General features: G+C 70.2%; 25 protein-coding genes and 1 pseudogene. 9 read left to right on the plus strand and 17 right to left on the minus strand.

From position 1 onward, the window contains the following. Positions 1 to 139: 139 nt before the first annotated feature. The gene (locus ACQEU8_RS36350) at positions 140 to 1,498 is read left to right on the plus strand and encodes a transcriptional regulator (RefSeq protein WP_433109232.1); all 1,359 of its coding nucleotides are present in this window, start codon (positions 140 to 142) and stop codon (positions 1,496 to 1,498) included. A 7-nt stretch (positions 1,499 to 1,505) separates the two neighbouring features. Here the strand turns inward: ACQEU8_RS36350 and ACQEU8_RS36355 are convergent, their stop codons facing one another. Continuing rightward, on the minus strand, positions 1,506 to 1,871 hold the full coding sequence (locus ACQEU8_RS36355; protein WP_433109234.1) for a hypothetical protein: 366 nt from the start codon (positions 1,869 to 1,871) through the stop codon (positions 1,506 to 1,508). 172 nt (positions 1,872 to 2,043) lie between these two features. Here ACQEU8_RS36355 and ACQEU8_RS36360 point away from each other — a divergent pair, with 172 nt between their 5' ends. The 3 genes from ACQEU8_RS36360 to ACQEU8_RS36370 all read left to right on the plus strand — a co-directional run bounded on the left by ACQEU8_RS36360 (position 2,044) and on the right by ACQEU8_RS36370 (position 4,304). Next, positions 2,044 to 2,424 (plus strand): hypothetical protein, encoded by a 381-nt coding sequence (locus ACQEU8_RS36360; RefSeq protein WP_433109236.1) that lies wholly within the window; start codon positions 2,044 to 2,046, stop codon positions 2,422 to 2,424. Between the two features lie 15 nt (positions 2,425 to 2,439). Next, positions 2,440 to 3,006 carry a hypothetical protein gene (locus ACQEU8_RS36365; protein ID WP_433109238.1) on the plus strand — a complete coding sequence of 189 codons (567 nt, stop codon included), beginning with the start codon at positions 2,440 to 2,442 and terminating at the stop codon, positions 3,004 to 3,006. 602 nt (positions 3,007 to 3,608) lie between these two features. Next, positions 3,609 to 4,304 (plus strand): hypothetical protein, encoded by a 696-nt coding sequence (locus ACQEU8_RS36370; RefSeq protein ID WP_433109240.1) that lies wholly within the window; start codon positions 3,609 to 3,611, stop codon positions 4,302 to 4,304. Here the strand turns inward: ACQEU8_RS36370 and ACQEU8_RS36375 are convergent. From ACQEU8_RS36375 to ACQEU8_RS36390, 4 genes are read right to left on the minus strand one after another with little or no spacing between them, the layout of a single operon-like run. Beyond that, positions 4,301 to 5,569, minus strand: coding sequence for a hypothetical protein (locus tag ACQEU8_RS36375; RefSeq protein ID WP_433109242.1), 1,269 nt, complete (start codon positions 5,567 to 5,569; stop codon positions 4,301 to 4,303). The genes ACQEU8_RS36370 and ACQEU8_RS36375 overlap by 4 nt on opposite strands. 18 nt (positions 5,570 to 5,587) lie before the next feature. Beyond that, on the minus strand, positions 5,588 to 6,034 hold the full coding sequence (locus tag ACQEU8_RS36380; RefSeq protein WP_433109244.1) for a hypothetical protein: 447 nt from the start codon (positions 6,032 to 6,034) through the stop codon (positions 5,588 to 5,590). Continuing rightward, positions 6,031 to 6,621: a hypothetical protein gene (locus ACQEU8_RS36385; RefSeq protein WP_433109246.1), complete on the minus strand. Its 591-nt coding sequence runs from the start codon at positions 6,619 to 6,621 to the stop codon at positions 6,031 to 6,033. The genes ACQEU8_RS36380 and ACQEU8_RS36385 overlap by 4 nt, the downstream gene beginning before the upstream one ends. Beyond that, entirely contained in the window at positions 6,614 to 7,135 is a 522-nt protein-coding gene (locus ACQEU8_RS36390; RefSeq protein WP_433109248.1) for a hypothetical protein, read from the minus strand. Before ACQEU8_RS36390 ends, ACQEU8_RS36385 begins: the two co-directional genes overlap by 8 nt. Positions 7,136 to 7,777: 642 nt before the next feature. Between ACQEU8_RS36390 and ACQEU8_RS36395 the strand changes: the two genes are divergently transcribed. The 5 genes from ACQEU8_RS36395 (at position 7,778) to ACQEU8_RS36415 (ending at position 12,048) form a co-directional block, all read left to right on the plus strand. Continuing rightward, positions 7,778 to 8,359, plus strand: a complete 582-nt coding sequence (locus ACQEU8_RS36395) for a hypothetical protein (RefSeq protein ID WP_433109250.1) — start codon at positions 7,778 to 7,780, stop codon at positions 8,357 to 8,359. A 105-nt stretch (positions 8,360 to 8,464) separates the two neighbouring features. Then, entirely contained in the window at positions 8,465 to 9,454 is a 990-nt protein-coding gene (locus tag ACQEU8_RS36400) for a hypothetical protein (RefSeq protein WP_433109252.1), read from the plus strand. 23 nt (positions 9,455 to 9,477) lie between these two features. Continuing rightward, positions 9,478 to 10,830: a hypothetical protein gene (locus tag ACQEU8_RS36405; protein ID WP_433109254.1), complete on the plus strand. Its 1,353-nt coding sequence runs from the start codon at positions 9,478 to 9,480 to the stop codon at positions 10,828 to 10,830. Beyond that, the gene (locus ACQEU8_RS36410; protein ID WP_433109256.1) at positions 10,827 to 11,627 is read left to right on the plus strand and encodes a 3'-5' exonuclease; all 801 of its coding nucleotides are present in this window, start codon (positions 10,827 to 10,829) and stop codon (positions 11,625 to 11,627) included. Before ACQEU8_RS36405 ends, ACQEU8_RS36410 begins: the two co-directional genes overlap by 4 nt. A 4-nt stretch (positions 11,628 to 11,631) precedes the next feature. Then, complete coding sequence (locus ACQEU8_RS36415; protein WP_433109258.1) at positions 11,632 to 12,048, plus strand: hypothetical protein; 417 nt, start codon at positions 11,632 to 11,634, stop codon at positions 12,046 to 12,048. Between the two features lie 625 nt (positions 12,049 to 12,673). On the opposite strand, the gene ACQEU8_RS36420 is transcribed toward ACQEU8_RS36415, so the two are convergent. From ACQEU8_RS36420 to ACQEU8_RS36475, 12 genes and pseudogenes are all read right to left on the minus strand, one after another. Next, positions 12,674 to 12,910, minus strand: a complete 237-nt coding sequence (locus ACQEU8_RS36420) for a hypothetical protein (protein ID WP_382106591.1) — start codon at positions 12,908 to 12,910, stop codon at positions 12,674 to 12,676. Between the two features lie 14 nt (positions 12,911 to 12,924). Continuing rightward, positions 12,925 to 13,206: a hypothetical protein gene (locus ACQEU8_RS36425; RefSeq protein WP_433109260.1), complete on the minus strand. Its 282-nt coding sequence runs from the start codon at positions 13,204 to 13,206 to the stop codon at positions 12,925 to 12,927. Between the two features lie 107 nt (positions 13,207 to 13,313). After that, positions 13,314 to 13,628: a hypothetical protein gene (locus tag ACQEU8_RS36430; protein ID WP_433109262.1), complete on the minus strand. Its 315-nt coding sequence runs from the start codon at positions 13,626 to 13,628 to the stop codon at positions 13,314 to 13,316. Beyond that, positions 13,628 to 15,295, minus strand: a complete 1,668-nt coding sequence (locus ACQEU8_RS36435; RefSeq protein WP_433109264.1) for a hypothetical protein — start codon at positions 15,293 to 15,295, stop codon at positions 13,628 to 13,630. The genes ACQEU8_RS36430 and ACQEU8_RS36435 overlap by 1 nt, the downstream gene beginning before the upstream one ends. Before the next feature lie 143 nt (positions 15,296 to 15,438). Then, on the minus strand, positions 15,439 to 16,044 hold the full coding sequence (locus ACQEU8_RS36440; RefSeq protein WP_433109266.1) for a hypothetical protein: 606 nt from the start codon (positions 16,042 to 16,044) through the stop codon (positions 15,439 to 15,441). A 99-nt stretch (positions 16,045 to 16,143) separates the two neighbouring features. Beyond that, positions 16,144 to 16,896, minus strand: coding sequence for a nuclease-related domain-containing protein (locus ACQEU8_RS36445; protein ID WP_433109268.1), 753 nt, complete (start codon positions 16,894 to 16,896; stop codon positions 16,144 to 16,146). Positions 16,897 to 16,922: 26 nt separating this feature from the next. Next, positions 16,923 to 17,798: a hypothetical protein gene (locus ACQEU8_RS36450; RefSeq protein ID WP_433109270.1), complete on the minus strand. Its 876-nt coding sequence runs from the start codon at positions 17,796 to 17,798 to the stop codon at positions 16,923 to 16,925. Positions 17,799 to 17,809: 11 nt separating this feature from the next. Further along, positions 17,810 to 18,232, minus strand: coding sequence for a hypothetical protein (locus ACQEU8_RS36455; RefSeq protein ID WP_433109272.1), 423 nt, complete (start codon positions 18,230 to 18,232; stop codon positions 17,810 to 17,812). Further along, a complete protein-coding gene (locus ACQEU8_RS36460; protein ID WP_433109274.1) occupies positions 18,219 to 18,638 on the minus strand; it encodes a histone-like nucleoid-structuring protein Lsr2 in 420 nt (139 codons plus the stop codon). The genes ACQEU8_RS36455 and ACQEU8_RS36460 overlap by 14 nt, the downstream gene beginning before the upstream one ends. Positions 18,639 to 18,694: 56 nt before the next feature. Then, complete coding sequence (locus ACQEU8_RS36465) at positions 18,695 to 19,891, minus strand: peptidase M23 (protein WP_433109276.1); 1,197 nt, start codon at positions 19,889 to 19,891, stop codon at positions 18,695 to 18,697. A 22-nt stretch (positions 19,892 to 19,913) separates the two neighbouring features. Then, the gene (locus tag ACQEU8_RS36470; RefSeq protein ID WP_433109277.1) at positions 19,914 to 20,711 is read right to left on the minus strand and encodes a hypothetical protein; all 798 of its coding nucleotides are present in this window, start codon (positions 20,709 to 20,711) and stop codon (positions 19,914 to 19,916) included. Beyond that, positions 20,712 to 22,051 (minus strand): annotated as a pseudogene (locus tag ACQEU8_RS36475) (hypothetical protein); the annotation flags it as partial. It abuts the gene before it with no gap.

Raw genomic sequence — 22,051 nt, forward strand, 5'->3', positions numbered from 1 at the left:
GCACCGCCGACCACCCCGCTCCGGGAAGGCGAATCCTGTTGCTGCGCTGTTGCTGAGGCTTCTCCGAACGACTCCCCGGCCACCGGGCGGATGGCTACTGTGCGGACCGTCAGGAGGACGTTGCGTGAGGAGGACCGCGATGCCCGTCCAGCCGCTCTTACAGCACCCGCTGGCTGCACTGCGCTCCCAACTCGGCCTTACCGCCGCGAAGTACCTGGACCGGCTCGACGACTCACACCACGCACTCGGGTACGGCCGGATGGCCAAGCGCCGAGAGAAGGTCTCCCGCTGGGAGAGCGGCATCAACGCCCCCGACGAACCCGCCCGCTACGCGATGGCACACCTCCACGGCATCCCGCCAGCGGCCGTCACCGAACTCGGCTGGCCCAACTTCCTCCTCCTGGCCTTCCCCGGCGACCGCCCAGTCCTCGACAGCCCCTGGTCCCCTGCGGGTACCGTGGAAGCAGTAGCGGCTATCGCTCGGGGAGGGTCCATGGATCGACGGGGATTCCTGATCTCCAGCGGTGCCGCACTGTCCGGCATCGCAGCCAACTGGAGCAACGCGGTCACGGCCCTTCCGCTCCCCCTCGACGCCCCCGGACGCCGCCTCGACCCAGACGTGATGACCCGGCTCGAACAACGGATGGACGATCTGCGACACCTGGACGACGTCCTCAGCGGCAGCGAACTGCTCCCTGCCGCCACCGAGGAATACCGGCTGCTCAACCGACTCGCCAGCCGCGCGACCTGCGACAGCCGCGTCAGCCGCCGTCTGTTCTCCAACCTCGCCGAAGCCGCGAGGGTCTGCGGATTCCTCCACTTTGATGCCGGTCAGCACGCACAGGCCCAGCGCTTCTACATCACGTCCCTGCGGGCGTCCGCCTCCGCCGGTGACCCCGAAGTCGGTGCCAACACCCTGAACTTCATGGCGATCCAGACCTACACCAAGGGCAACCCACAGGACGCCGTCAACCTCGTACGGACCGCCCAGGACCGGGTGACGGGATCGACCACACCCCGCGTTCGCGCCCTGCTCCATGCCCGTGCCGGCCGGGCCCTGTCCAAGACCGGAGATCGGAAGGGCTGCGCCAGGGAGTTCGACGCCGCCCGGGATGCTTTCGCCAAAGGCACTCACGACGACGACCCGCCCTGGGCCTACTCGGTCACCGAGGGAGAAATCGAGATGCTGGCAGGCTCCTCAGCCCTCGACCTCGGCGACCCCCGCCGGGCCTTGCACAGTTTCACCACCGCCCAGCAAGCCGAGTACAGCGCCGCTGGTCACGTACGCGACGGACTTCTCTACCTCACCAGGACAGCCCGCGCTCACCTCGAACTCGGTGACATCGACGCGGCCTGTGCCACCGCCGCAGAAGCTCTGCAGCAGAACAGCAGCGTCAACTCTGCCCGCCCCTCCGACGCGCTCAGCGACCTCCGCGACCAGCTCGCACCGCATCGCGACGTTCGGGCGGTGCGTGAGTTCCTGAAGATGAGCGCCTGAGCCCCTGTCAGGCGGTCTCCCGCCGGGTGACGATCAGCTGATGGCTCCCGGGGACATCGGCCCGGACGCTCGTGACGAAGCCCCGCCGTCGCAGCACGCGGTCGATCGCGGCGGCCATCGCCGCTTCCGTCTCGTCCTGCAGCTGCACGTCGGGGTGGTCGTCCTCCTCGCGGTCGATGGCGTCGGCGGCCTGCTTCAGCAGCTCCGCGCTGCACGCCCACCCCACGATGACGGCGCCCAGCTCGGGGGACTCCACCACGTCCACGCCTCCACTGGCAGGGCTGGCTGGAGCCGAGGGGAGGTCGCTCAGGGGCAGGCCCGCCAGCTGCAGCGTGCGGTACACCTCGATCCGCAGGCCCTCGACGTCGTCCACCGTGCTCTCCGCTTCTTCCGGCTCCCGTGTGCCGCTGCCGCGGCCCAGGGGGAAACGCTACTGGTCACACGGGTTCCAGGGCACCAGCGCACTGATGCACGACCGTAGGAACCAGCCAACGGCACCCGCGTTCCCTGTTCGGGGTGGGCGGCTGCCCGGTACGGTCTGCCGTATGCCGGACAACGTCCTCGCGCCCGCCCCGCTCACCGTCCCGGGCCTGCCCACGCCGTGCTGCCTCCAAGGCCGCGACCTCATGAACACCTGGGTCACCGTCTATGGCGCCGCCGTGGATTCCGGCGAAGCGGCCCGGGAGGTCTACGAAGCCGAGATCGCGTGGACCACGCACCAACTGGTCGTGCACCGGTTGAACCCGCCCCGGGTGGACGGCTGCCCTAACTGTGTGGAGTGGGCGGCGAACCTGGGGCTGGGGCCGGACGACTCCCCGGACCTCGACCACCCCGTAGAGTACGAGGCGGCCGAGCACGCGGTCCGCCATCAGGTCTTCGACCCCATGGTTCGGCACTTCAGCGGCGGCCGTCACTCTCCCCTCTGACCAGGACTTGCGAACATGCCAGAACCCGCCGCCGCCCGCGACCGGCAGGACCGTGCGACGGCGGCCGGGCTGACCGGCGCCGCCGCGGTGTGCGTCGTCCTCGCGGCCGGCTCGGGCCACCGGTGGCCGGTACTGGTCGCGGCGGGCGCACTGTTCGGTGCCGTAATGGTGTACCGGCGAGTCATGCACGGCGCTTACGCCTACTGGGTCGCCTGGGCGGTGTCTCCCGTCCTGAGCCTGCTCATCCTGTGGGCCCAGCCCCCTGACCTCCGGGGTGCGACCGCCCTGCTCGCCCTGCCGTGGGCCGGGCTGAGCGCCGTGGTGGCGCTCGTGCTGTTCGTGCTGTGGCGCTCCCGCCGGGACGGTCACCTGGACTGGGTGGTGTGGCACCCCGAACTCGGCCTCCTTCGCCGTGTGCCGACGAAGCGGGCGGCCGTCGACTGGGCTCGGTGGCACTATCGCGAGCCGTGCTTGATCACCCGCCTCGACCTGGCACCGGAGCTCGCGCGGCAAACACCGCTCTACCCGCACGCCGACCGGCCGCTGAAACAGGTCGACCGGCCTGACCCCACCGTCCGGTAGCCGTTCACACGTCCCGGTGGTCCTTCCGCGTGTCGGGGGCGGGCTCGCTCCCCCCTCGTGCACCGTGGGCTGGTGCGCCGTCTCCTGTCCACCCTCGTCCTGCTCGCTGTGGGGTGCGCGGGGTGCGTCGACGTCGCCGGGCAGGCTCCGCACCCGGACGGCACACGGGCCCCGGCGAACGCCCGACCGATGGTCTTTCCCGAAGCGCCGTCGCCCTCGCCCTCACCTCCACCGGCCCTTGAAGCGCTCGTGGACACCTCCGAGGACTCGGCACGTTCCATGACGTCGTCCCGGCCGGCGAAGAAGACGCGGAGGACGCCGCCACGGCCCTCCGTCTCTCCTTCCCGCGTCGCACCGGCTCCCGTCGAACGTCGCGTGGTCCCGCGCCCGCGCCCTCGGGTCGAGCACGCTGACGCTCGGCCGCGTGCGGTCCCGAAGCGGCCTTCGGCCCGTCCTCGCCCGGCCCGCTCGTACGACATGGGCACGGTGTGCGCCATGTCGAAGGGGGCCGTCGACCCGGCCCTCTCTCAGCTGTGCGAGTCGACGTATGGCCGGTGACCCGCGCCCCCGGGTCCGATATTCTCGCGTCTTAAGACGCGAGAATGGGAGAGGCGATCATCACCACGTCAGCGGCCGGCTCCGAGGGGGCCAACGAGAACGCGACGCTCAGCAGCGTCGGGGCAGCCATCACCGACGCCCTCGCCGTGGGGTGGGAGGCGATCCGTCGCCATCACCCCGACGTGCCGGACGCCGTGGTCACGATGGGCACCCGGCACCGCAGGCCGGTGTGGGCGCACTTCTGGGCCCAGCAGTGGAACCTCGCTGGCGGCGAGAAGGTCCCGGAGGTGTGGATCGCCGCCGAGGGCCTGGCCCGCGGCGCCGCCGACGTAATGGGCAGCCTGCTGCACGAAGCGGCGCACGGGCGGTGCTCCACCCGCGGAGAGAAGGACTGCAACGACGCGCAGTATCACAACAAGTTCTTCCGGGACTCGGCCCAGATGCTGGGGCTCTCCGTGGAGCGCTCGGAGCGCAAGGGCTACTCCGTCACCTCGATCACGGACATCGCGCGGCAGCGCTATCGCGAGCAGATCGCCGCCCTGGACGCGGCGATCCGGGCGGAGCGGACGATCCCGCCCTCGGGCACCACGGCGACCGGCGAGAAGCGGCGGAACACCAACTACCGTCCCGCGAGCTGCCAGTGCCGCCCCGTGCGCACACTGCGGGCGGCGGCGGGCACCTGGGAGGGGCCGCCGGTCATCTGCGGCGGGTGCAACAAGCCGTTCGTGATGACGTCCTAAGCCGCGAGACGCAGGGACATCGTCGCGCTCTGCTCCCAGTCCGGGACGCTGTCGACGTACTCCCAGAAGGCTCGGCTCTTGGGTGCGTGACGGGAGTGGATGGCGACCTGGTGCGGTGGCTTCTTGCTGCGCAGGGCGGCCTGGATGAAGCCGCGCCTCATGCTGTGCCCGGTGATGCGGCGACCCCGCTGCAGAGCACGGCGGAGGCGGAGCCGCCAGCCGGAGAGGATGCTGCTGGCCTCGTCCTCAGTGTCGGCGGCCGCCGCTGCGGCGATCGTCTCCGCGCGGTCCTCCCAGACCTCGGCGACCGCCCGTTCGTCCTCATCCTTGATGAGCCCGGCCGCTCGGGCGGCCGTCTTGATGATGGTCCGCACCGTCCGGGCGGTGATGCCGCCCTGACGGTCGGCGTCGTCGTTGCGGCGGCCGGCGGCGTCCGCGCCGATCTTCCCGTGCCGGTCGATCCGTCGCAGGAGGGGGCCGTCGGTGAGCTGTCCGGCGTCGGCGAGGACGTCGAACCACCGTCGCACGGCGGTGACCGGGCACAACTCCGGTGCGTCCAGGGGCGCCAAGATGCGGACGGTCTCGCCCTCGGCGTCCTGGTCCGCCTTGGACTCCCTGATCTCGACCTCCAGCGCGGGCACCTCGTGGATCTCGCCGGTCTCCTCGTCCGTCAGCTCCACGGTGAGGATGCGGATGTCATGGATGTTGAGGGCGGCGGGCTCGCTGCACCGCCCGGCCATCCACCAGTCGAGCAGCAGCGTGACGGCATCCCGGGCCCCGCGCGGGGTGCTCAGGTCCAGGGTGGCGACCATCCGGCGCAGGTCTTCCGGGGTCACGCCGTCCGCCTTCAGCGGGCCGGGCCGGACGCCCCCGATCCCCTTCGCCTCGTGCTTGGCGCGTCCCCGGATGACGCCCTCGATCGCCTTCAGCTCCTCGGCGTCCAGCGGCGATCCGTCCAGTGCGCGCATCCCGCGCAGAGTGCCCGACATCGCTTGCAGCGTCTTGACCGGGTGCCCCCGGTCCGCCAGGGCGGCGATGAAGGAGGCCACGGCGCCGCGCTCGGCGGTGTGCCAGTCGACGTCGCTGCACCACTGCGCGTACTCCTGCCAGCGCCAGGCCCGCGCGTCCCGGCTCGACCGCGGGACGCTCTCCTCGAACCAGCGGGCGGCCGACGCCGACAGGCGCATCCCGGTCCTGGTGGTCACCGTCTCCACCTGCCGGGCGACGGGACGGGACGGTGCGAGGGCGATGTCAGTGCTGGTCACGGCAGGGGCCTCCGGGTCTTACTTCCGCTTGCTGCGGGTCGGCGGGAGCATCGCGCGTACGGCGGCGGCGGCCTCCTGGGCGGCCTGGTGAGCGGCTTCGGCGCCGGTCCCGGACGCCCGGGTCATCTCCTTCAGTGCGTCGAGCAAGGAGGCGACCGGGTCCGTGGTGCCGTCGAGCGGCTGGGCCCGGTAGACCAGTACGGCGTCGCCCGGGTCGGACGACAGGGCGGCGGGGAAGGTCTCGATGCCCATCCGGCCGGCGCGGTAGGCGAAGGCCGTCTGCAGGCGGGCGCGTTCTTCCGGCAGTCCGGTGAGGTCGAACTCCTCGTCGCCGAGCAGCAGTTCAACCAGGGGGAAGACGGCGATGCCGCGCCCGCGCTTCAGCGCGGCGTGGACCTTCGTCTTCACGGCTTCTGCCTCGGGCCCCCACTCCTGGGTGCGCGGCTGCCCGTACATCTGGGTCATGAGGCGTCCGTGCCTTCCGTGTCCGTGCCGTTGTCCGAGCGCAGGGCCTTCAGGCGTTCTTGGATGTCACGGCGGCGGACGGGCTGCCCTCCGCCGAGAACCCGGGGGTCGATGGCCGGCGGGGGCGTGTCCGTCGGGCTGCGGTCCAGCATCCGGTGGACGTCCTCGAAGCTGATGCGCATGAGCTGGTCCCCGGGGAACGGGGGGCCCACGGGCTCCTGGATCTCGGCCAGCAGCACGACGTCCGGGATGTCGCGTCCCTCGGGGTTCGCCACCGAGTGCAGCCGTACGCGGCCGGGTCCAAGACTGGTCTCCGGCAGCCGCTCGGCCCGCAGGTGTGCCTCCCACGCCTCGAACTCGGCCCGCCGCTCACGGGCGTCGGGGTGGTGCGGGCGCCCCAGCAGCGCGCCGAATCCCTGGACCGTCCACTCGATGACAGGCAGTCCGGCGGCGATGCCGTCCTCCATCAGTTCTTGCAGGCGGCGGCACTGGGCGAGCTGCAGACGACGGGCGGCTGCCCAGGTGTCGGCCCACTCCTGCTCTGTGGTCGCCTGCGGTGTCCTGGCGTCCGGTTGTGGGTCACGCATCCCGTCCCCCGGCCCTGGGGTACCAGCTCGGGGGCTCGTAGTCGAGCTCGAACAGGCTCGACTCCTGCCCGCCGGGGCCGATGTCGTCCGGGTCGTTCTCCGGGTCCTTGGGGCCCAGTTCGGGGTAGCCGCCAGCGGTCGCGATGGCCCGCAGGACCGCCGCGACATGGAAGGCACCCAGACTCGACACGGCACGCTGCAGGTCCAGCAGGAAGCCGGGCACCACCAGCGACAGGGCGACGGACAGGACCGCCTGCTGGCTGGTCGAGCTGGTCAGCCTGCCGTCGGTGACTCCCGCCGCGAGGGCCTGCCAGTCCAGGTCGACCACGCAGCCCGTCTCCGGGTCGGTGCGGCGGAGGTCCGGGTGGGAGTACGCGATCCGTGCCACCCAGTAGTCGTGTTCGAGCAGCAGGGTGACGGCGGCCTCCTTGCTCGGCCAGCCCGCCGCCGTCTCCTTCAGGGCCTGCGCGAGCTCGTCCGGCTCCATCCGCTGCCCGGTCGTCGCGTTGGTCACCGGCCCGGCTCCTCGGCCTCGTCTCGCTGCGACATCGCTGCCCCCTCCGATAGTTGTCAGCGCCTGTTGTAGGCGTCTGCAAGCGCGCCGTCTCTGATTTCCGCTAAGGAGACGGTATCGGAAATCAGCCCACCGGCAGGGGGCCTTCGGCGTCGCCCGGACGGGTACTTCGCCTGCCTAACGGTTCTGTGAGAGCGATTCTCCGCTCCGGCGGCCGCGCGGCCGGTAGACCGGGTGCCGCGCACGTCGGCGCGAGGGAGAGAAGGCGAGCAACGGCGACGGCCGGAGGGATGAGCCGCTGTGTGCCGATCTGCGGTACCCATTGCCTGACCCGGTAGGTACCTGCACTGAAATGAAATCGCCCGCTCAGATCGGCACACGTCGAATCATGCCTGTTCAAACCCTATGTCGATTTAATTTCATTGCGTTGCATTGCATTACGTTACATTACATTGCGCTTGAAACGGGTTCGGCTACACTACGGAGTCAGGTCGGCACACTCGTCTTCGCTGAGAGCTCCGTCCTGCTGGAAGTTCCGTACCGCCGACAAGGGAGGAGAACGCAGTGAGGAAGAACCGCGGTCGAGAGCAAGGGGTCACCGGGGATGGGTGTGTGAGGCGCGTGCTTACGACGGCTGTAGCGGTGACCGGGGCGTTAGTCATCGCCGGGTGCTCGTCGGGTACCGGGACGACGAAGGGAAGCCAGAACGGTGGGGGCGGTGGCGCCGACGCCACGGCGGCCGCCGTGCAGGTCGCCCGGACCTACCAGATCGCCGTCAACGGCGACGACTGGACGAAGGCGTGCGGCCTGCGGACCGAGCGCTACCGGCACGGCTCCGTGAAGGAATGCGTCGTCGACAACGCGCCGAAGACCGAGAGCCCGGAGCCGACACCGACCGAGTCCGAGTTCCCGCCGCTTCGCCGGGCGGACGGCTCTGTTGTGCCCGGCAAGTCGACGCCGAGCGCCACCGGCCCGGACCGGGCGAAGACGGGAACGGTCAAGGCCAGCACGCCGCAGAGCGTCCCCGCCATCGGTGACCACCCGGCCGGCACGGGCGTGCTGGTCGAGTACAGCGTCACCTGGCCCGACTCCACCACCACCAGCCGCAAGGCCCTGCGCGTCGTACGGCAGGGCGGTACGTGGCTGGTCGACCAGGCCGAGGACATCGCCGAGTCGGACGAGGCCCACGGCAATCCGGTCCGCGACGCGCTGATGAGGGGATGACGCCGTGACCAGTCTGGAACGCAAGACCTACTTGTCCGTGGTGCGTGAGACTGTGAGGTCCCGCGACGCACATGATTCCGCGCAGGTACAGGGGAGGGCCTGAGGGTGAAGAAGAAGCCGCCGCCGTCACCGCGCCTGGCCGCCGCCGCGGTGATGGACCCGGACCTCACGGGGAAAGACCGGGACCTCCTAGAGCGGGCTGAACGGCACCCCCGTTCGTACAGCGAGGGCGAGATGAGCGTCTGGTGGGCCACGGCTCCGCGCCTGGTCCGCCCCGGTGCCGGCGTCGTTGGTCTCGCGGGCGGGGCGTGGGTCACCGGTGAAGTCGAGTGGTACGACCCGAGCGCGCACGACGGTGGCCGGGCCACTGCGGCGGACGTCATCGGCCGGAACATGCAGGGCGTCTTCGACGCGCTTCACGCGGCCCTCACCTACGCCTGGCCGATCGGGGTCGGAGCCCTTGTTGTAGTGGCGGCCGCGTACGCGACGGATGCGGCCGCGCGGAACAAGTCGGCGCGACGGCTGGCCGAACTCAAAGACCGGTGTGTACGGCCCGCCGAACTGAACGACGACGCCCGGACTCTCCTGGCCCGTGTTCAGCAGGCGAAGAAGGCCGTGCTCACCTCCGCAGTGCACCGCTTCGACCTCATCGACCGGCAGCGCAACGAGGTGTCCCTCCCCCGTCAGGAGTGGGAGATCGCGGAGGCGCTGCGGGAGTACACCCGGCTGGTGAAGGCCGAGCCCTCCAACCCCAAGGGGAACAAGATCTCCGCGCTGCTCGACACCCGGCGTCGCAAACTGCGGGCGGGCCTCGACGGCATCACCCGGCGAGTCAAAGCCCTGGAGCTGTACGCCGAGCAGGTGGCCCAGGCCGATGACCGCTACCGCGAACTGCAGCAGATCCAGGCTCTGACCGACGGCAACGACGACGTCCTCAACTTCCTCGCCCGCACCGTGCGCGATGACCTCGCCGTTGCCGAGATCGAAGGTATGACCGGGGAGGCCGCCGCCGTCGCCGCCTCCTTCACCACGGCGCTCGCATCCGCGAAGGAAGCCGCCGTCATCGCCCTGCCCACACGCACGACCGCCGCCTGAGCGACGGGGAACGGAAGCCACCGATGAACGACCAGAGCGACGGCACCACCGAGACCGCCGTCCGACTGTGCGAGTTCCCCGCCGGGTGTTCCCGGCCGGCGAAGGCGAAGGCGCCCGGGACTCCCGGGCCGCCCTCGAAATACTGCGATGATCCCGACCACACCGCGCTCAAAGCCCTGCGCTGGGAGCGGAAGCACGGCAAGGATGCCGCCGTTCGTCAGGACGCGGTGCCGGACGATCTGTCCGCGCTCCCCCACAGTGCCGCCGTGGCAGAGGCCCAGACCACGGAGGTCACCCTTCGGTCCCTCCTGGTCCAGGTCCTCGAAGCTCTGCCGGGTCACCTGGCGGCGGTGGAGGCCGCGGGCGACCCTGAGCTGGCGAGCGTCCAGGTCGCGAACGCGCAGAACGCCGCCCGACTCGCCGTCACCGAAGCAGAGACGAAGCTCGGTGAGGAACGTGAGGCCCGGATCGCCGCCGAGCAAAAGGCGAAGCGACTCGAAAGCCTGAAGGAGACGGCGGAGGAGGCGGCGGTCGAAGCGGACGGCCTCCGCGAACAGGCCGAGTCGACCGCTGCCCTGATGTTCCTCCTCGCGCTTCACGCCTCGCGGGCCCAGCAGGCTGCCGAGCGGGAGGCCGAGGAACGGGTCACCGCTGCCGATGCGCGGGCGCAGGCCGCTGAGGAAGCCGCCCGTGCTGAGATCGAGCGGGTCACGATCGAGACGGACAAGCAGATCGAAGCGGCCAAGGCCGCGGCCAACAAGCAGATTGAGGAACACCGGGCCCGGGTCGAGAAGGACGCTGAGGACAAGGTCGCCGCCGCCCGGAAGGAGGCGGAGGAACAGATCGCGGCCGCCCGGAAGGACGTCGAGACCATCGAACGGACTGCCCGGGAGCGCGTCGAAAAGCTCCAGGCGGAGACCGCCCAGCACAAGGCGACGGCGGACGCGGCGACGGCTCAGGTCGCGGAGGCCAAGCGGGAGCGGAAGGATCTGATCCAAGAGCACCTGAACGACCGCAACAACCTGATCCGGCAGCACAACGAGGAACGCGATGAGCTGATCAAGCGGCACAACGCCGACCGCGACCGGTTGCTCGATGAACTCAGGCAGAGCCAGGAATTCGGCAAGGCCCAGGCGGCGGCGGCCGAACGGACGGAGAAGGCCCGCAAGGCTCTGGAGACCCAACTCCGGCGTCTGGAACGACAGGCGAAGTCCCCCTCCGGCAGCAAGGGGGGCAAGTCGTCCTCCCCGGCAGCGGACGGCCACGGCCGTGACCAGGTCAGCAGCACCGTGGACGAAGACGCAGCGATCCCCGGCCAGTCGCTCATCGTGGACGACCACGGCCTTCCGGTCCAGGACGAAGAGGGGGACCGGTGACGGCCGATCCCGCTCTGCTCGATGACCTGTTCGCCCGGGATATCGACGGTCGGGCGGCTCGGTTCGTACGGCCGGCTGACACGGACCGGCACGACTTCGCGGTATACGACGGGGACGACTTCCTCGGGATGCTCTACTCGGACCAGGTCCTCGGGACGACCGGGTGGCGGCTCGGGGGGACAACCGAGCGGCACGGTGCCCTGGATGACGCGGTGCGGGCCCTGCGTAGGCCGCGATCGTGGCCGCGCGAGCGGGCGCAGGTCTCGGACTGGGCCCGGCGGCTCCTGGAGGACGAATCCCTGACCGCCGTCGACGTGGAAACCACCGGCCTCAACGAGCCGTGGGCCGTCCAGATCGCGGCTACCGACCGGGACGGTGCCGTACTCTTCGACGCCTACCTCGACCCGCGCGCCGAGATCGAGCCGGGCGCCGTCGCCGTCCACAAGATCACACCGGAGAAGGTCGCTGGTGCGCCTACCTTCGGGGAGCTGCTGCCAGCCCTGACCGAGGCCCTGCACGGGCGGACGTGCGTCGCCTACAACATGCCCTTCGACAGGGAATGCCTCGAACGGGAGCTGAGGCGCCATCACGGGTCTGTGGAGGCGGCCGCGCGGTGGCTGGGCGGGTGCCGGTGGCACGACGCGATGGAGCCGTACGCCGTGTGGAAGGGCCTGTGGTCGGTCAAGCGCGGGCGCTACCGTCCCCAGAAACTCGGAGGACCGCACCAGGCCGTGGAGGACTGTCGTTTCCTCCTGGCGCGTGTACGCGAGATGGCCGACCGGCCGGCGAGGGGTTGATCCCGTGAAGGAACATGCTGAACTGCCCGACTCCCCCGGTGCGGTGGCCGAACGCATCCGCGAGGACGTCCGGCAACACGCCACCCTGCTCACACGTGCCCGACAGCACGGCGAGCAAAGCCCCCAGTACCGGGAGGCTCAGGCCGCTTGGGGCCACCGGAAGGCAGTCGTTGACGCGCTCGCGGCGAAGCGGGGCGTTTCTCCTGGCGACATCGAGCTGCACCGCGTAGCCGCGTACGACGTCATCGCTGCCGCGCGGGTAGTGCGCGACGATCTCCTTCAGCGCCACCCGCACGACGACGCCGGACGCCGCTTCCTGGAGGCGACGGCGTTCCTGGACACGCCCGCCGGTTCGGCATCAGGTGCAGGCGACCGGGACTTGCCCGAGTGGAGCCCGGAGCCTCCCGGCTGGGCCGGCTAGTCCCGAGCGTCCGCGACGGCCCCGCATCTCGCGTAGCGCGAGGTGCGGGGCCGTCCGTGTCGATTGCCACCGGCGGGGCTGGGCTCGCTTCGCGTGCGGCGCCGTTGTCGGCGGTCGCCCCGGTGGACAGCATCATCGGAGCTGCGTCTCGGGTGTCTGGGCGCCGTGACGTTCACAACGAAGGGAAGCGTGGCTGATGCCGGCGGGGGTGCCGCCGCACGGCCCTGGGGGGCCGCACGGCTGGGTACCTCCGCCCGCCGGTCTTCGTCTGCAGGGCTTCGGAGGTGCCGTTCTGTGGCTGAGGGCGAAAGAACGGCAGATCATACGGTTTGCCGGTCGTCATGGGGCAGGACGTGGCACAGTTGCACCTATCAGCCCAGCGCCGATTCCCCCGTGTCGGCGCTGGGCTTTGCTCGTTCTCCTGGTTGGAGGTCTCTCCGCATCGACTTCCACGCTCGGCCGAGCGGTGTCTTCGGGGTCGTTGATCGCCCCCGCCCGCGGAAGGGTCTGAAGACACCGAAGGGCGCTTTCCCCCCACCCTCTGGGGTGAGGGGAAAGCGCCCTTCGTCGCTGCTCAGACGCGCTTCAGGCAGGTCTGTGGCCGCCGTGGTGACCGCCGCCCTCCTCAGCCCAGGCCGGCGTACGCGATGCTCAGCACCGTGACGGTCTTGGTCTCGGCTCCGACCATCAGCACGACCGCCAGGTCCCCGGCGGCCCACAGCCGCACCACGCCGTCATCGACGTCGCCGTACGGCTCGGTCGCGGCGATGGGGTCGGTGAGTGAGTCGAGCAGAAAGCGGGCCAGGCGGTCGCGGGCCCGCTCGGGCAGGCTCCTGTAGACCTCGTGCTGCGTGGGGTCCATGTAGAGCCTGAAGTTCACGCGACCCGCCGCTCGGTGATCAGCTCGGTGACGTCCGTGTACTGCGGCGGCAGAGCGCCGCCGTGCTCACGCTGGTAGGCCATGATCTCGGGGGCCTTCGCGGCTCCGGCCCGCAGGTCCTCGATGAGCTTCCGCCACCGGGCGCCGAGGGCTTCCAGCTCGCTGAACGGGGTGAGGTTCAGCTGACGCATGAACTCCATCCGCTGGTCCGGTGTCAGAGCGTGAGCGATGGCGTCCGGGGTCCACTCCCCCTCGCCAGGATTCGCCGCCTCGCGCATGGTCACCGCCTTCCCGTCGCACGGGGCTCCGGACGGTCGCCGGGCCCTCGCCTACAGACTAGCGACGGCGAGGGCCCGCGCGGGATGCGACGGACAGTCCCGGTCGGCTACCCGCTCTTGCCCGGAGGAAGGGCGGGGCGGCTCCGGCGCCCGCTCATCGGACGCCCGCCGCCGCGGCGGGCGGGGCTGTCCTCCCGGTCGACGCGCACGGTGTGCTCTGGCCCGGCGGCTGGCGCCGGAGCGGGGATGACGGTGAAGACGATCCGGTACGCGGGGGTGCCCGGCTCGGACCGCCGGTTCTGCAGGCGGCGCGGTTCGTCCACGGCGACCGGCACCGGGTACGCGGCGAGGGCCTTCCTGATCAGGTCCGTGACCTGCTCCTGCTCCTCGGCGCTCGCGCCCATGACGCGGATCTCGGCCATCAGCGGGTTCCCTCCTGGCGGGCCTCGGGGAGGTGTGCGCGGCCGCGGCCGCGTGACCGCCGCACCAGCTCCTCGCGGAGGTACGTGCACCCCTTCCTCGCGGGCAGACCTGCGACTGGGGTGAACGGGTTGTCCCCCTTCTGCAGCACCCATGAGTCGTCGGCGGCGAGGTGCATGGGGCGCTTGCCCGCGCGCTCGGTGTCGGCCGTGATCAGCTTCTGGTCCTCTCCCGGTCGGCCCGGGACGATCAGGCGCCCGCGGGTCACGTCCCGCACCCGGACCAGTACGCGCTCCCATGGGGAGGCGTCCGCCAAGTCCTCGTCCGAGAGCCCGCCGGCGTACCGGTCCCCCAGCGGGACGGAGGGCTTCACGCGGCGATCCAGCAGCACCTTGCCGGTGGAGGCGTCCATGACGGCGATCTCGATGATCTCGGTCGTCTCGGTGTCGTTGGTCGGCGTCCCGGAGGACCTGGTGCACAGCAGCACCGCTGTGTCCGGCGTCATGATCTCGCGTGCCTGACGGGCACGCTGGCCCCACCGGGTGCCGCCCACCGTGATGTCCGCGCGGTAACGGGCGGCCTGCGGGTCGGCGCGGAGCTCGGCGGCGACCTGTTCGCGCGTCGGTCCGCCCTGGTCGTCACGGTCCCAGTCCAGTTCCCACGCGCCGGTGCGGTCGTCGTGGTAGGCCCACACCTCGACCTGGTGCCGGTCTGAAAGGGCGGCGGCGAAGGCGTGGATCGCCTCGGCACGGGTGGTCACCCGGCCCGTGTACTCCCGCAGCGGGCTCGGCTCTCCGGCCCGCACGGCGCGGACCTCCTCCCAGGGCACGCCCGGCAGGTCGCGCAGGCTCTCGACGTCGCGGGTACGGAACAGCGGTACCTCGATCCACCGCCGCTGCCCGACCCGGGCCTCCGTGTGGGCGGCCGGGGCGATCCAGCCTGCCGCCACCACGTGCTGCCAGTCGGTGGGGTATCGGATCTCCAGCAGGCCGGCTGCCTCATCCGCCCGGATCAGCCGGTCCCCCGCCACCCTCTCGCACAGCTCCTCGTCCGCGGCGAGCACGTCCAGGTCCTCGACGGCGAACCGGCCGCCCTTCCCCGCGCTGATCCGCCCGTCCTGGGCGACCTGCTTCAGCTCGGCCACCTTCCAGCCCAGGCGGCCGGCTGCCTCGTCGGGCGGCAGGCTCACCTCCACCCACGCGTTCCACTCGGCCTCGCTGCGGGCCTTCGCCTCCTGCCGGGCCGCGATCAGCTCAGACATCAGCGTCTTGGCCCCCTCGGACTCCGCGAGAGACCGCGCGTCGCGCAACGAGTACAAGGGCCAGCCCTTGTACTCGTCCACCACGCGCAACGTCGCCCGCTCGGCCAGGAGCGGTACATCGGCGGCCTCCACCGCGAGGCCAGTCAGCTCGGCCAGCAGCTCGGCGGTGCGGCGGGCCCCGAAACCTTCGCGGGCCGCGATGCCCTCGCGGATCGCCTCGACCTGCGACGCGAGAGCGTCGGCCGCCTCCCGCGACCACCCCCGGGACTTGTCGCGGGGCGGGATGAGTCCCAACTCCAACGCGCGGGTGACCATCCACGGCTCAATGCCCAGTTCACCCGCCAACTGCGTTCCATTGACCACTTTCGGCCGGACCTTTTCCGCCATGACCCCTGTCTCTTCAGACATCTAAGAACCCCTTTCTCTTCCTCGATCCACAGACCCGCGATAGGCAATGAATAGCAGCAGGACATATACCTAGGCAAGCAGAACTAGCAATCGAGAAGAAGGCCACCAGAAAAGAAGGTGCGTTATCCCGAGGCAAAATAACGTTATTGGTCAAAAGCCTTTCTCGATTCAGCCTCCGAAGAACCCTTGGTGGGCCAGTGCTCCTGGATTCCCTGCCGGACGATGGCGCCAAAGGTGAGGACGTGGGCGCCGAGGGCGGCCCGTTCGTCGCGCCGTTCTTCGGTGAGCCCTCGCAGGTTGCCCAGCCCCCGGCTCAGGATCTCCTCGATCCAGGGCTTACTGATCCGCCATGCGGCCGTCCGTGCCTGCCAGACCAGGTCGTAGTCGAGCGTGACCGTGAGGGGTGTCCCGAAGTCCTCGTCCGGCCGCTCCGATCCGGGCCACATGCCGGGCAGCTCCAGCTCAGCCCTCTCCTCCGGGGTCAGCGGGGGCCAGTCCCGGGCAAGGTCCGGCTGCACCATGCGGCCGCGAAGGCAGGCTTCGACAAGGTGGTCTTCCGTCGGCCACTCTGATTTGCGGCGCAATTTGGCTTCTACTCGAATCCTCTTACGCTCGCGGGGGTCTCTCGCGCTTGCCAGAGAAAGCTGTCGCCAAGTTTTCTCAGCCAGCCGGTACGATCGCGCAGTGCTGGTGATCCGCGTCGCAAGGTCTTCGGACATGTGGATGGTGACACGCAAAGTTGCAGCCATACCTCTATTAAACCGCCCCGGAAAGCCCTGTGCCAATGGTTCGGAAATATCCCCGGACCATTGGCACAATGTGTTCGGTTTGCTGGGCGAATCGGCTGACTATTGCTTCGGAGGGAGGGCCTGGTCGGCTGCCTGTCCGACCTGGGCGATCTCGGCCGGCGAGAGGACTCGACGCTGTTTGCGCAGGTAGCCGCGAAGACGCCGGGCCTCGATCACCACTACGCCGTCGAAGACAGCGATGCCGCGGCGGCCGACTGGAGCACCGTGAACGGCGATGATCGGGCGGACGTCGACCGGCAGTCCGTCCAGCGGCCGCCGCAGGATTGCGGCGGCCTGCCGTGCCTCTCCACGGGCCTTGGCCACCTCGCGGTTCTGAGCGTGGGCGCCGTACCACAGGGTTCTGCCGTCGGGGCTGACGGCGACTCTCGCCCCGCGTGCTTGCCAGTTCTTCGTGTTGATGCAGGCGATCCCCCAGTGTCCGATCGCAAGGTGGTCCAGATTCGCGACCGGGCCGAGGGCCCGGTCGTGGAGGATGACGGCGCCGCGACGGGCCAGCGGCGCGAGCATTCGAGCGGTCCGGCGTTCGCCGTCGGCGCCGGACCGCCAAGCGCGCACGTGCTGGGGGGTGGTGAGCGTCCCGCACCACGCGACGACCACGGCGACCGCCGCGATGTGGCCGAACAGCGGGATGCCGACGCCGTGCCAGCCGATCCACCACTCCAGCACCCCGGCGAGAGCGAGCACGACGGGCAAGCCGATGAGGAACCGCCTCCGCGCGGCGGTCCGCCAGGCCCGACGGCGCCGCTCGTACTCGTGCTGGGCCGACTGGCCGGCTCCCACGCGAGTCGCCACTGTGTCCCCCGTCTTGTCGTGGTACGTCAGGAAGCGACGGGCAGCAGCTTCGCCGCCCATTCCTCGGTCGTGGTGATGATGATCGGCTCGACGCCGACATGCCGGAGCATGCGAAGGAGGTCTTGGACCCGCCGCTGGGCCTCCGCCTGGTTATGCGTCCCGGGGTGCTTCCGGCAGGTTGCGACCAGGTGCTTCCAGCAGAAGTGTGCGTTGCGGGCCAGCCTCAACGTCTCCTCGCGGGGTGCCTGGTGGTCATGCCGGAGCCAGGCGGCCCGCATGTGCAGTTCCAGGCCGATGGCCCACGCTGCCCGGCGTACGGCGAAGCTGGCGCGGACCGCGACCACGTTCACGGTGTAGGGGTGCGCGGGCCCGAACGCGTCCTCCAGGGCGTCTTCGAGATCCTGTGCGGCGACCTCGGCGGCCGCCAGGTTGCCCGCTTGCTCAGCTGCCTTCACCGCGTCCAGCATCTCCTGGTACTCGGGGGGCAGGGGTGCCATCCAGTCGACGTCGCCGGCGGCGCGTGCGGGTCCGGGGATGACCGGTTCGCCGGTGGGCGGGGGCAGGTGCACGGGGGCGGTGGGAGCTGGAGGCTGCTCAGGTGCTGGCCGTGCTGCGGGCGGCGTTGGCGGCGTCGGGTGCGGCTGGTCGAGCGGGGTCACTTCGCCGTCGTAGTCCACGATCAACGGCCAGCTGCTGCCGTCCGGCTCCTTCGCTGTGACGCGGACCGGACGGTCGAGCCGGGCCGCCCGCTCTTGGATGTTCGCGAGGGCGGCAGCGCGGGCGTCTTGCCCGGGGAGCTTGTCCACTGGATGCCCGTCGACGCTGGCCTCATCGTTCTCGCTGATCACGATGGTGTAAACGGGCGTCAGGGGGACGGCGTCATGGTCAGTCACAACAGGCATCGACGTTTTCCTTACTGCTTGTCCGTGTGCAGCCGGTCCGGGTCGGTCCATGTGGCGGCACAGCGTCTCTGGATGGCGTCGAGCGCGGGCCCGGCGCCGTAGTACAGAACCGTCCCGGGCCGTTTCTGGTCGGGTAGTTCGGTGCTGGTGGCGTCGATCAAGCGTTGAGCGTGGGGGGTGATCTCGTCCAACAGTTTGTTGGCCCCGTCCGCTGGTAGCGGGGCGATGGGCCAGCGGAGCGTCCAACCCGCTGCTACCGCCCACGGGAGGCTGTCCGCGGACTCGTCGGTCGCGGCAACGGACAGCTCTGCCGTGGTGAGTTTGAGCCAGACGTAGCAGGCCCCCTGTTCGAGCAGGGCCTTCTCCGCCTCGTCCTTCACGGGCCGCCAGAACACGGAGGTCTGGCGAGCCCTCTTCGAGTCAGCGACCGGCATAGGGGTTCTGGGTCGCGGTTCCGGCGGCGGTCTCCTGCTGCACCTGCGGCGGGACGGTCTTTTCCGGCTCGGTCTGCGCCCGCGCGTAGGCGTCCCGCACGTCCTTCGGGACGGGACCACGCTCGGGCACATCGTGCCCGTTCGCCTTGGCCCAGTCACGGACCTTCTTGGTCTCAGCCGCCGCCTCACCCTTGGGCTTGGCTGTCCTCCGGCCGCCCTTGCGGCCGGCTCCCTGCTTGGCCCTGGCCACCTTCAGCAGCGGGGCGAGAGCTTCGTCGTACTCCGCCATGTGCTCCGGGCTCAGGTCGACCTCGTAGTCCGTGCCTCGCCACGTGAACTCGATCCGCTCAACGCCTTCGCTGGTCTCCTCGTCCAGGTCGTCAACCAGGATCACCCGCTCTGCCACACCCGTCTCCTTTGCTCTGCTCTAGATCATCTCAAAAGGCACTGACATGCCACGTCTTATCCGGCATTGGGGAAGTACGGGGGCGCCCAACCCTGGTACGTAGCACCCCATTTCGACTCAATCTCCGTGGCCGGAACGATCGAAATCCGGCCGGGCTCACGGATGTCGTTGCTGGCGATTTCCCCATTGCCGACATAGAGGGCGACATGCCCAGCCCGGCCGTCGGTGCTCCAGAACATGAGGGCACCCACCGGCGGATTGCGGTCCCGGTTGTGCCGCATCGTGGACGGCATCGCCCAGTAGTGGTCAATGGCGTATCGGCTGCCGGCCGATGTCCAGCCGTACGACTGCGCGACGAACTTCAGGCACCACTGGTACCACTCCAAGGACCCGCTGTCGGCCTCGCGCTTGGCCCACTTGATGGCATCAGCGGTGGACCTGGGGTTCTTCACCTGAGCGGGCCAGCCAGCGGCGCCGTCGTGGAACGCGGTGCCGGGCTTGGCGGGGGTGTCCTGCTGGCCTTCCCCTTCGTTCTCGCACCGTTCGGTGGGCCCCTCGCCGGTCGGCGCCCCGGAGCCGGACGCATCGTCGGACGGCGCGGTCGGCTGGGCACTCGTAGCCTGGCCGGCGCGGGTGAGGTTGATCCCGGCTTCCTTGGCGATCCGGCGGGCCTCAGACTCCTGCCCCGCGTACAGGTCGGGGTACTTCGAGCGCTGCACCGCCTGGGCGGCGGCCCCCAGATCCATCGTCTCCCAGCCCTTGATGTCGGTCAGGCCGGGGGGATCACCACCATCCCCGCCGAGGAAGAACATTCTGGCCGCATAGTGCACATCCATGATCTGTTCCTCGGTGCCCCACCCGGTGCTCGGACGCTGCTGGAAGACACCCACGCTGTCTTTGTCGCCATGGTCCAAGTTCAGGAGAGTCGACTCCTGAAGTGCCGTCATCAGAGCGATGAGGGTTGCCCTACCAGAGAGTTTGGCCCTAATCGCCTCCGAGTCGATGATCTTGGCGTTCTCGATCTGCTTGGCGTGAAGCCCGTCGGTGCTGTCAGTACCGCCTTCATCGTTGTCGTCGTTCTCGTACTGGGCGTCCGGCAGGCCGGCGCCGCCGCAGGACGCGGCGGACGCCTGGGAGCTGCCGGAGATACCTCCGACGATCCCGAGACCTATCAGGAAGGCGAAGAAGAGGAGGGACGCCGGGACGGCGAGCTTCAGTGCTGCACCTCGACGCGCCACCCCCGTGGCCAGCATGGCGGCCTGGCGCGAATTCACGTCAGACCCCCTGCACCCTCGACACGCGCCATTCGTCGTCGTCGCGTGTCATCTCCGCTTGGAAGACATACGTCTTGTCGTACGTCTTGTAGCCGTTGATGACGGCCTTGACCGTGACCTTCCGCCACGCACGCAGCGGGGTGTCGATGCCCAGCTCCTCGTCGGCCTTGCCGACGTCGACCGTGGTCACGGTGGACACGCCGCCGTTGGAGACCAAGTTGTTCCACCAGCGGTCTTCGTTGCCAGCGAGGTTCCGGACCAGGGCTTCGGTCATCCACGGGGCCGCCCTCTCGACCACGGTCCCGTGTTCTCTGTCGACCGGTGGATTGCGGGTCATGTAGACCCGGGCCCAGCCCTCCGCGGTCGTCTCCGGTGAACTCAGGTCCACCGGGGGAAGGGATACGGAGGGCGAAGCGGACGCGCTCGGTGTGCTGCTGGCCGTCGTACTGCCTCCGGCGGCCGGATCGGCGGCGGTGGGGCTCGGGGCGACGCTGACGGTGTCCTGCGGCTTCTCGTCTCCGAGAATCCACTTCGTGGCGCCGAACCCTATGGCCAGGACCAGGATGATGACCACGGCGGCACCGGCTGGGTGCATGGGCTCCTTGGCCCTCTCCTCCTCCAGCACCTGCCTGACCGTGGTCTTGCGGTTCTGCTTCGCCTCGCGGCGTGCTTGGCGGCGGGCACGGCGCCGGTGACGGCGCTTGCCCTCCTCCTCGACCTCGGGAGGCTCGTACACCTCCCGCAGCAGCTCCCGGAACTCGGCCGGAGTGCGCGGGCGCTTGTCGTCGTCGCTGGCCATCTAGTTCCCCCCATTGCGGCGCGTCGTGGTCGGCACAGCCAGGCCGCGACCGCGACCGCGGGGGCGGACACGGGTACGGGCCTCCGGCCGGCTCGGGTTCGGACCGGTGGACCCGCCGGGCCGGACGGGCGTCGAGCGGATCACCTTGTGCGGGATGACCTTCGGTGCCGAGGTGCCGGTCTTCGGGCCCTGGCGGAAGGTGTAGGTGGCGCCGCCGTTCTCAGTCCGGAGCGTCGGGGACGGACGGCTGGCCGCTCCCGTCGCGGGGCGGTTCGCGTTACCTGCAGCGGGCTGGGTGGCCGCCTGAGCGGAGGCGCTTCCGGCGGGCAGAGCCTGGCGGGGAACCGAGCCCCCAACTTCCGCCGGACGGCGGGTGCCGGGGACGGCCTTGGCCGGGCCGTCGGCCACGGACCGGCCGCGGGCCGGCGCAGTGGACGAAGGCAGTTCGGGGCGGCTGGTGAGGGGACCGACTTCCTTGCGGCTGCTGCTGCCCGGCAGTGCGGCGCCTGCGCTCTGCCCGGAGGGCAGCGGCGGCATGGGGCGCCTGGCACCGGAGAGTGCTCCGGGGGTACCGCCGGGCGGAAGCTGCGGAGTCGGGTTACCGCTGGTGCCTCCGCCGCCGCCAGGGCTGCGGCGGGGAAGCCGGGGCAGACGCGGAAGCCGCATGGCCCCGAGCCCGCGGCCGAGTGCCTTGGTCATGCCCCATCCGGCCTTGCCCGCCGCGCGAGCGGCCAGCAGTCCGCCGACGGCGGCGGCCGGGCTGGTCAGGCCGGTGACTCCGACGATCGACTCCAGGACGCCCCGGAACTTGAAGGCGACGACCGCGGTGGCGATGGAGATGCCGGCGGCGGCCGCGTAGCCGTATTCGCCCATCATCTTGGTGGATGCGGTGGTCACGACCAGGACCCCGCCGAGGGTCATCGTCGCGATGCCGCTCTGCAGGGTGTAGCCCAGGAGGAAGTCGAACCAGCGGGTGCCCCACATCCTCGGGCGGCCCGGGATGATCCACAGGCAGGCGAAGATCACTCCGGACAGCAGCATCATGAGGGCGCCGATCAGTGACGCCAGACTGGCAAACGCCAACATCAGGACCAGAGCCGCGAACAGCACGACGCAGATCAGAGCGGGGATCGCGACCATCATGCGGCCAACCGGGTTGTGCCCGTCGACCCAGTCGTTCGTGGCGCCGCCGACATCGTCACCGCCGACCTTGTCAGCCATGTACTCCTTGCGCTTCTCCTTGTCGAGCCCCTGGTCCAGGAACTCCTTCCCCTTCTCCTTGCAGACCTCCAGGCTGCCGAACTGCACTACGCACCACGGCGTGACCACATAGGTCCGCC

It is taken from the genome of Streptomyces sp. CA-250714, assembly GCF_050936705.1.
In the GTDB taxonomy this organism is placed as follows: Bacteria; Actinomycetota; Actinomycetes; order Streptomycetales; family Streptomycetaceae; genus Streptomyces.

Excerpts from the sequence above, each read along its gene's own strand:
- ACQEU8_RS36350 (WP_433109232.1), top strand. The coding sequence starts at position 140 with ATGCCCGTCCAGCCGCTCTTACAGCACCCGCTGGCTGCACTGCGCTCC.
- ACQEU8_RS36360 (WP_433109236.1), top strand. The coding sequence starts at position 2,044 with ATGCCGGACAACGTCCTCGCGCCCGCCCCGCTCACCGTCCCGGGCCTG.
- ACQEU8_RS36365 (WP_433109238.1), top strand. The coding sequence starts at position 2,440 with ATGCCAGAACCCGCCGCCGCCCGCGACCGGCAGGACCGTGCGACGGCG.
- ACQEU8_RS36370 (WP_433109240.1), top strand. The coding sequence starts at position 3,609 with ATGGGAGAGGCGATCATCACCACGTCAGCGGCCGGCTCCGAGGGGGCC.
- ACQEU8_RS36380 (WP_433109244.1), bottom strand. The coding sequence starts at position 6,034 with ATGACCCAGATGTACGGGCAGCCGCGCACCCAGGAGTGGGGGCCCGAG.
- ACQEU8_RS36385 (WP_433109246.1), bottom strand. The coding sequence starts at position 6,621 with ATGCGTGACCCACAACCGGACGCCAGGACACCGCAGGCGACCACAGAG.
- ACQEU8_RS36405 (WP_433109254.1), top strand. The coding sequence starts at position 9,478 with ATGAACGACCAGAGCGACGGCACCACCGAGACCGCCGTCCGACTGTGC.
- ACQEU8_RS36420 (WP_382106591.1), bottom strand. The coding sequence starts at position 12,910 with ATGGACCCCACGCAGCACGAGGTCTACAGGAGCCTGCCCGAGCGGGCC.
- ACQEU8_RS36425 (WP_433109260.1), bottom strand. The coding sequence starts at position 13,206 with ATGCGCGAGGCGGCGAATCCTGGCGAGGGGGAGTGGACCCCGGACGCC.
- ACQEU8_RS36430 (WP_433109262.1), bottom strand. The coding sequence starts at position 13,628 with ATGGCCGAGATCCGCGTCATGGGCGCGAGCGCCGAGGAGCAGGAGCAG.
- ACQEU8_RS36435 (WP_433109264.1), bottom strand. The coding sequence starts at position 15,295 with ATGTCTGAAGAGACAGGGGTCATGGCGGAAAAGGTCCGGCCGAAAGTG.
- ACQEU8_RS36440 (WP_433109266.1), bottom strand. The coding sequence starts at position 16,044 with ATGGCTGCAACTTTGCGTGTCACCATCCACATGTCCGAAGACCTTGCG.
- ACQEU8_RS36450 (WP_433109270.1), bottom strand. The coding sequence starts at position 17,798 with ATGCCTGTTGTGACTGACCATGACGCCGTCCCCCTGACGCCCGTTTAC.
- ACQEU8_RS36455 (WP_433109272.1), bottom strand. The coding sequence starts at position 18,232 with ATGCCGGTCGCTGACTCGAAGAGGGCTCGCCAGACCTCCGTGTTCTGG.
- ACQEU8_RS36465 (WP_433109276.1), bottom strand. The coding sequence starts at position 19,891 with ATGCTGGCCACGGGGGTGGCGCGTCGAGGTGCAGCACTGAAGCTCGCC.
- ACQEU8_RS36470 (WP_433109277.1), bottom strand. The coding sequence starts at position 20,711 with ATGGCCAGCGACGACGACAAGCGCCCGCGCACTCCGGCCGAGTTCCGG.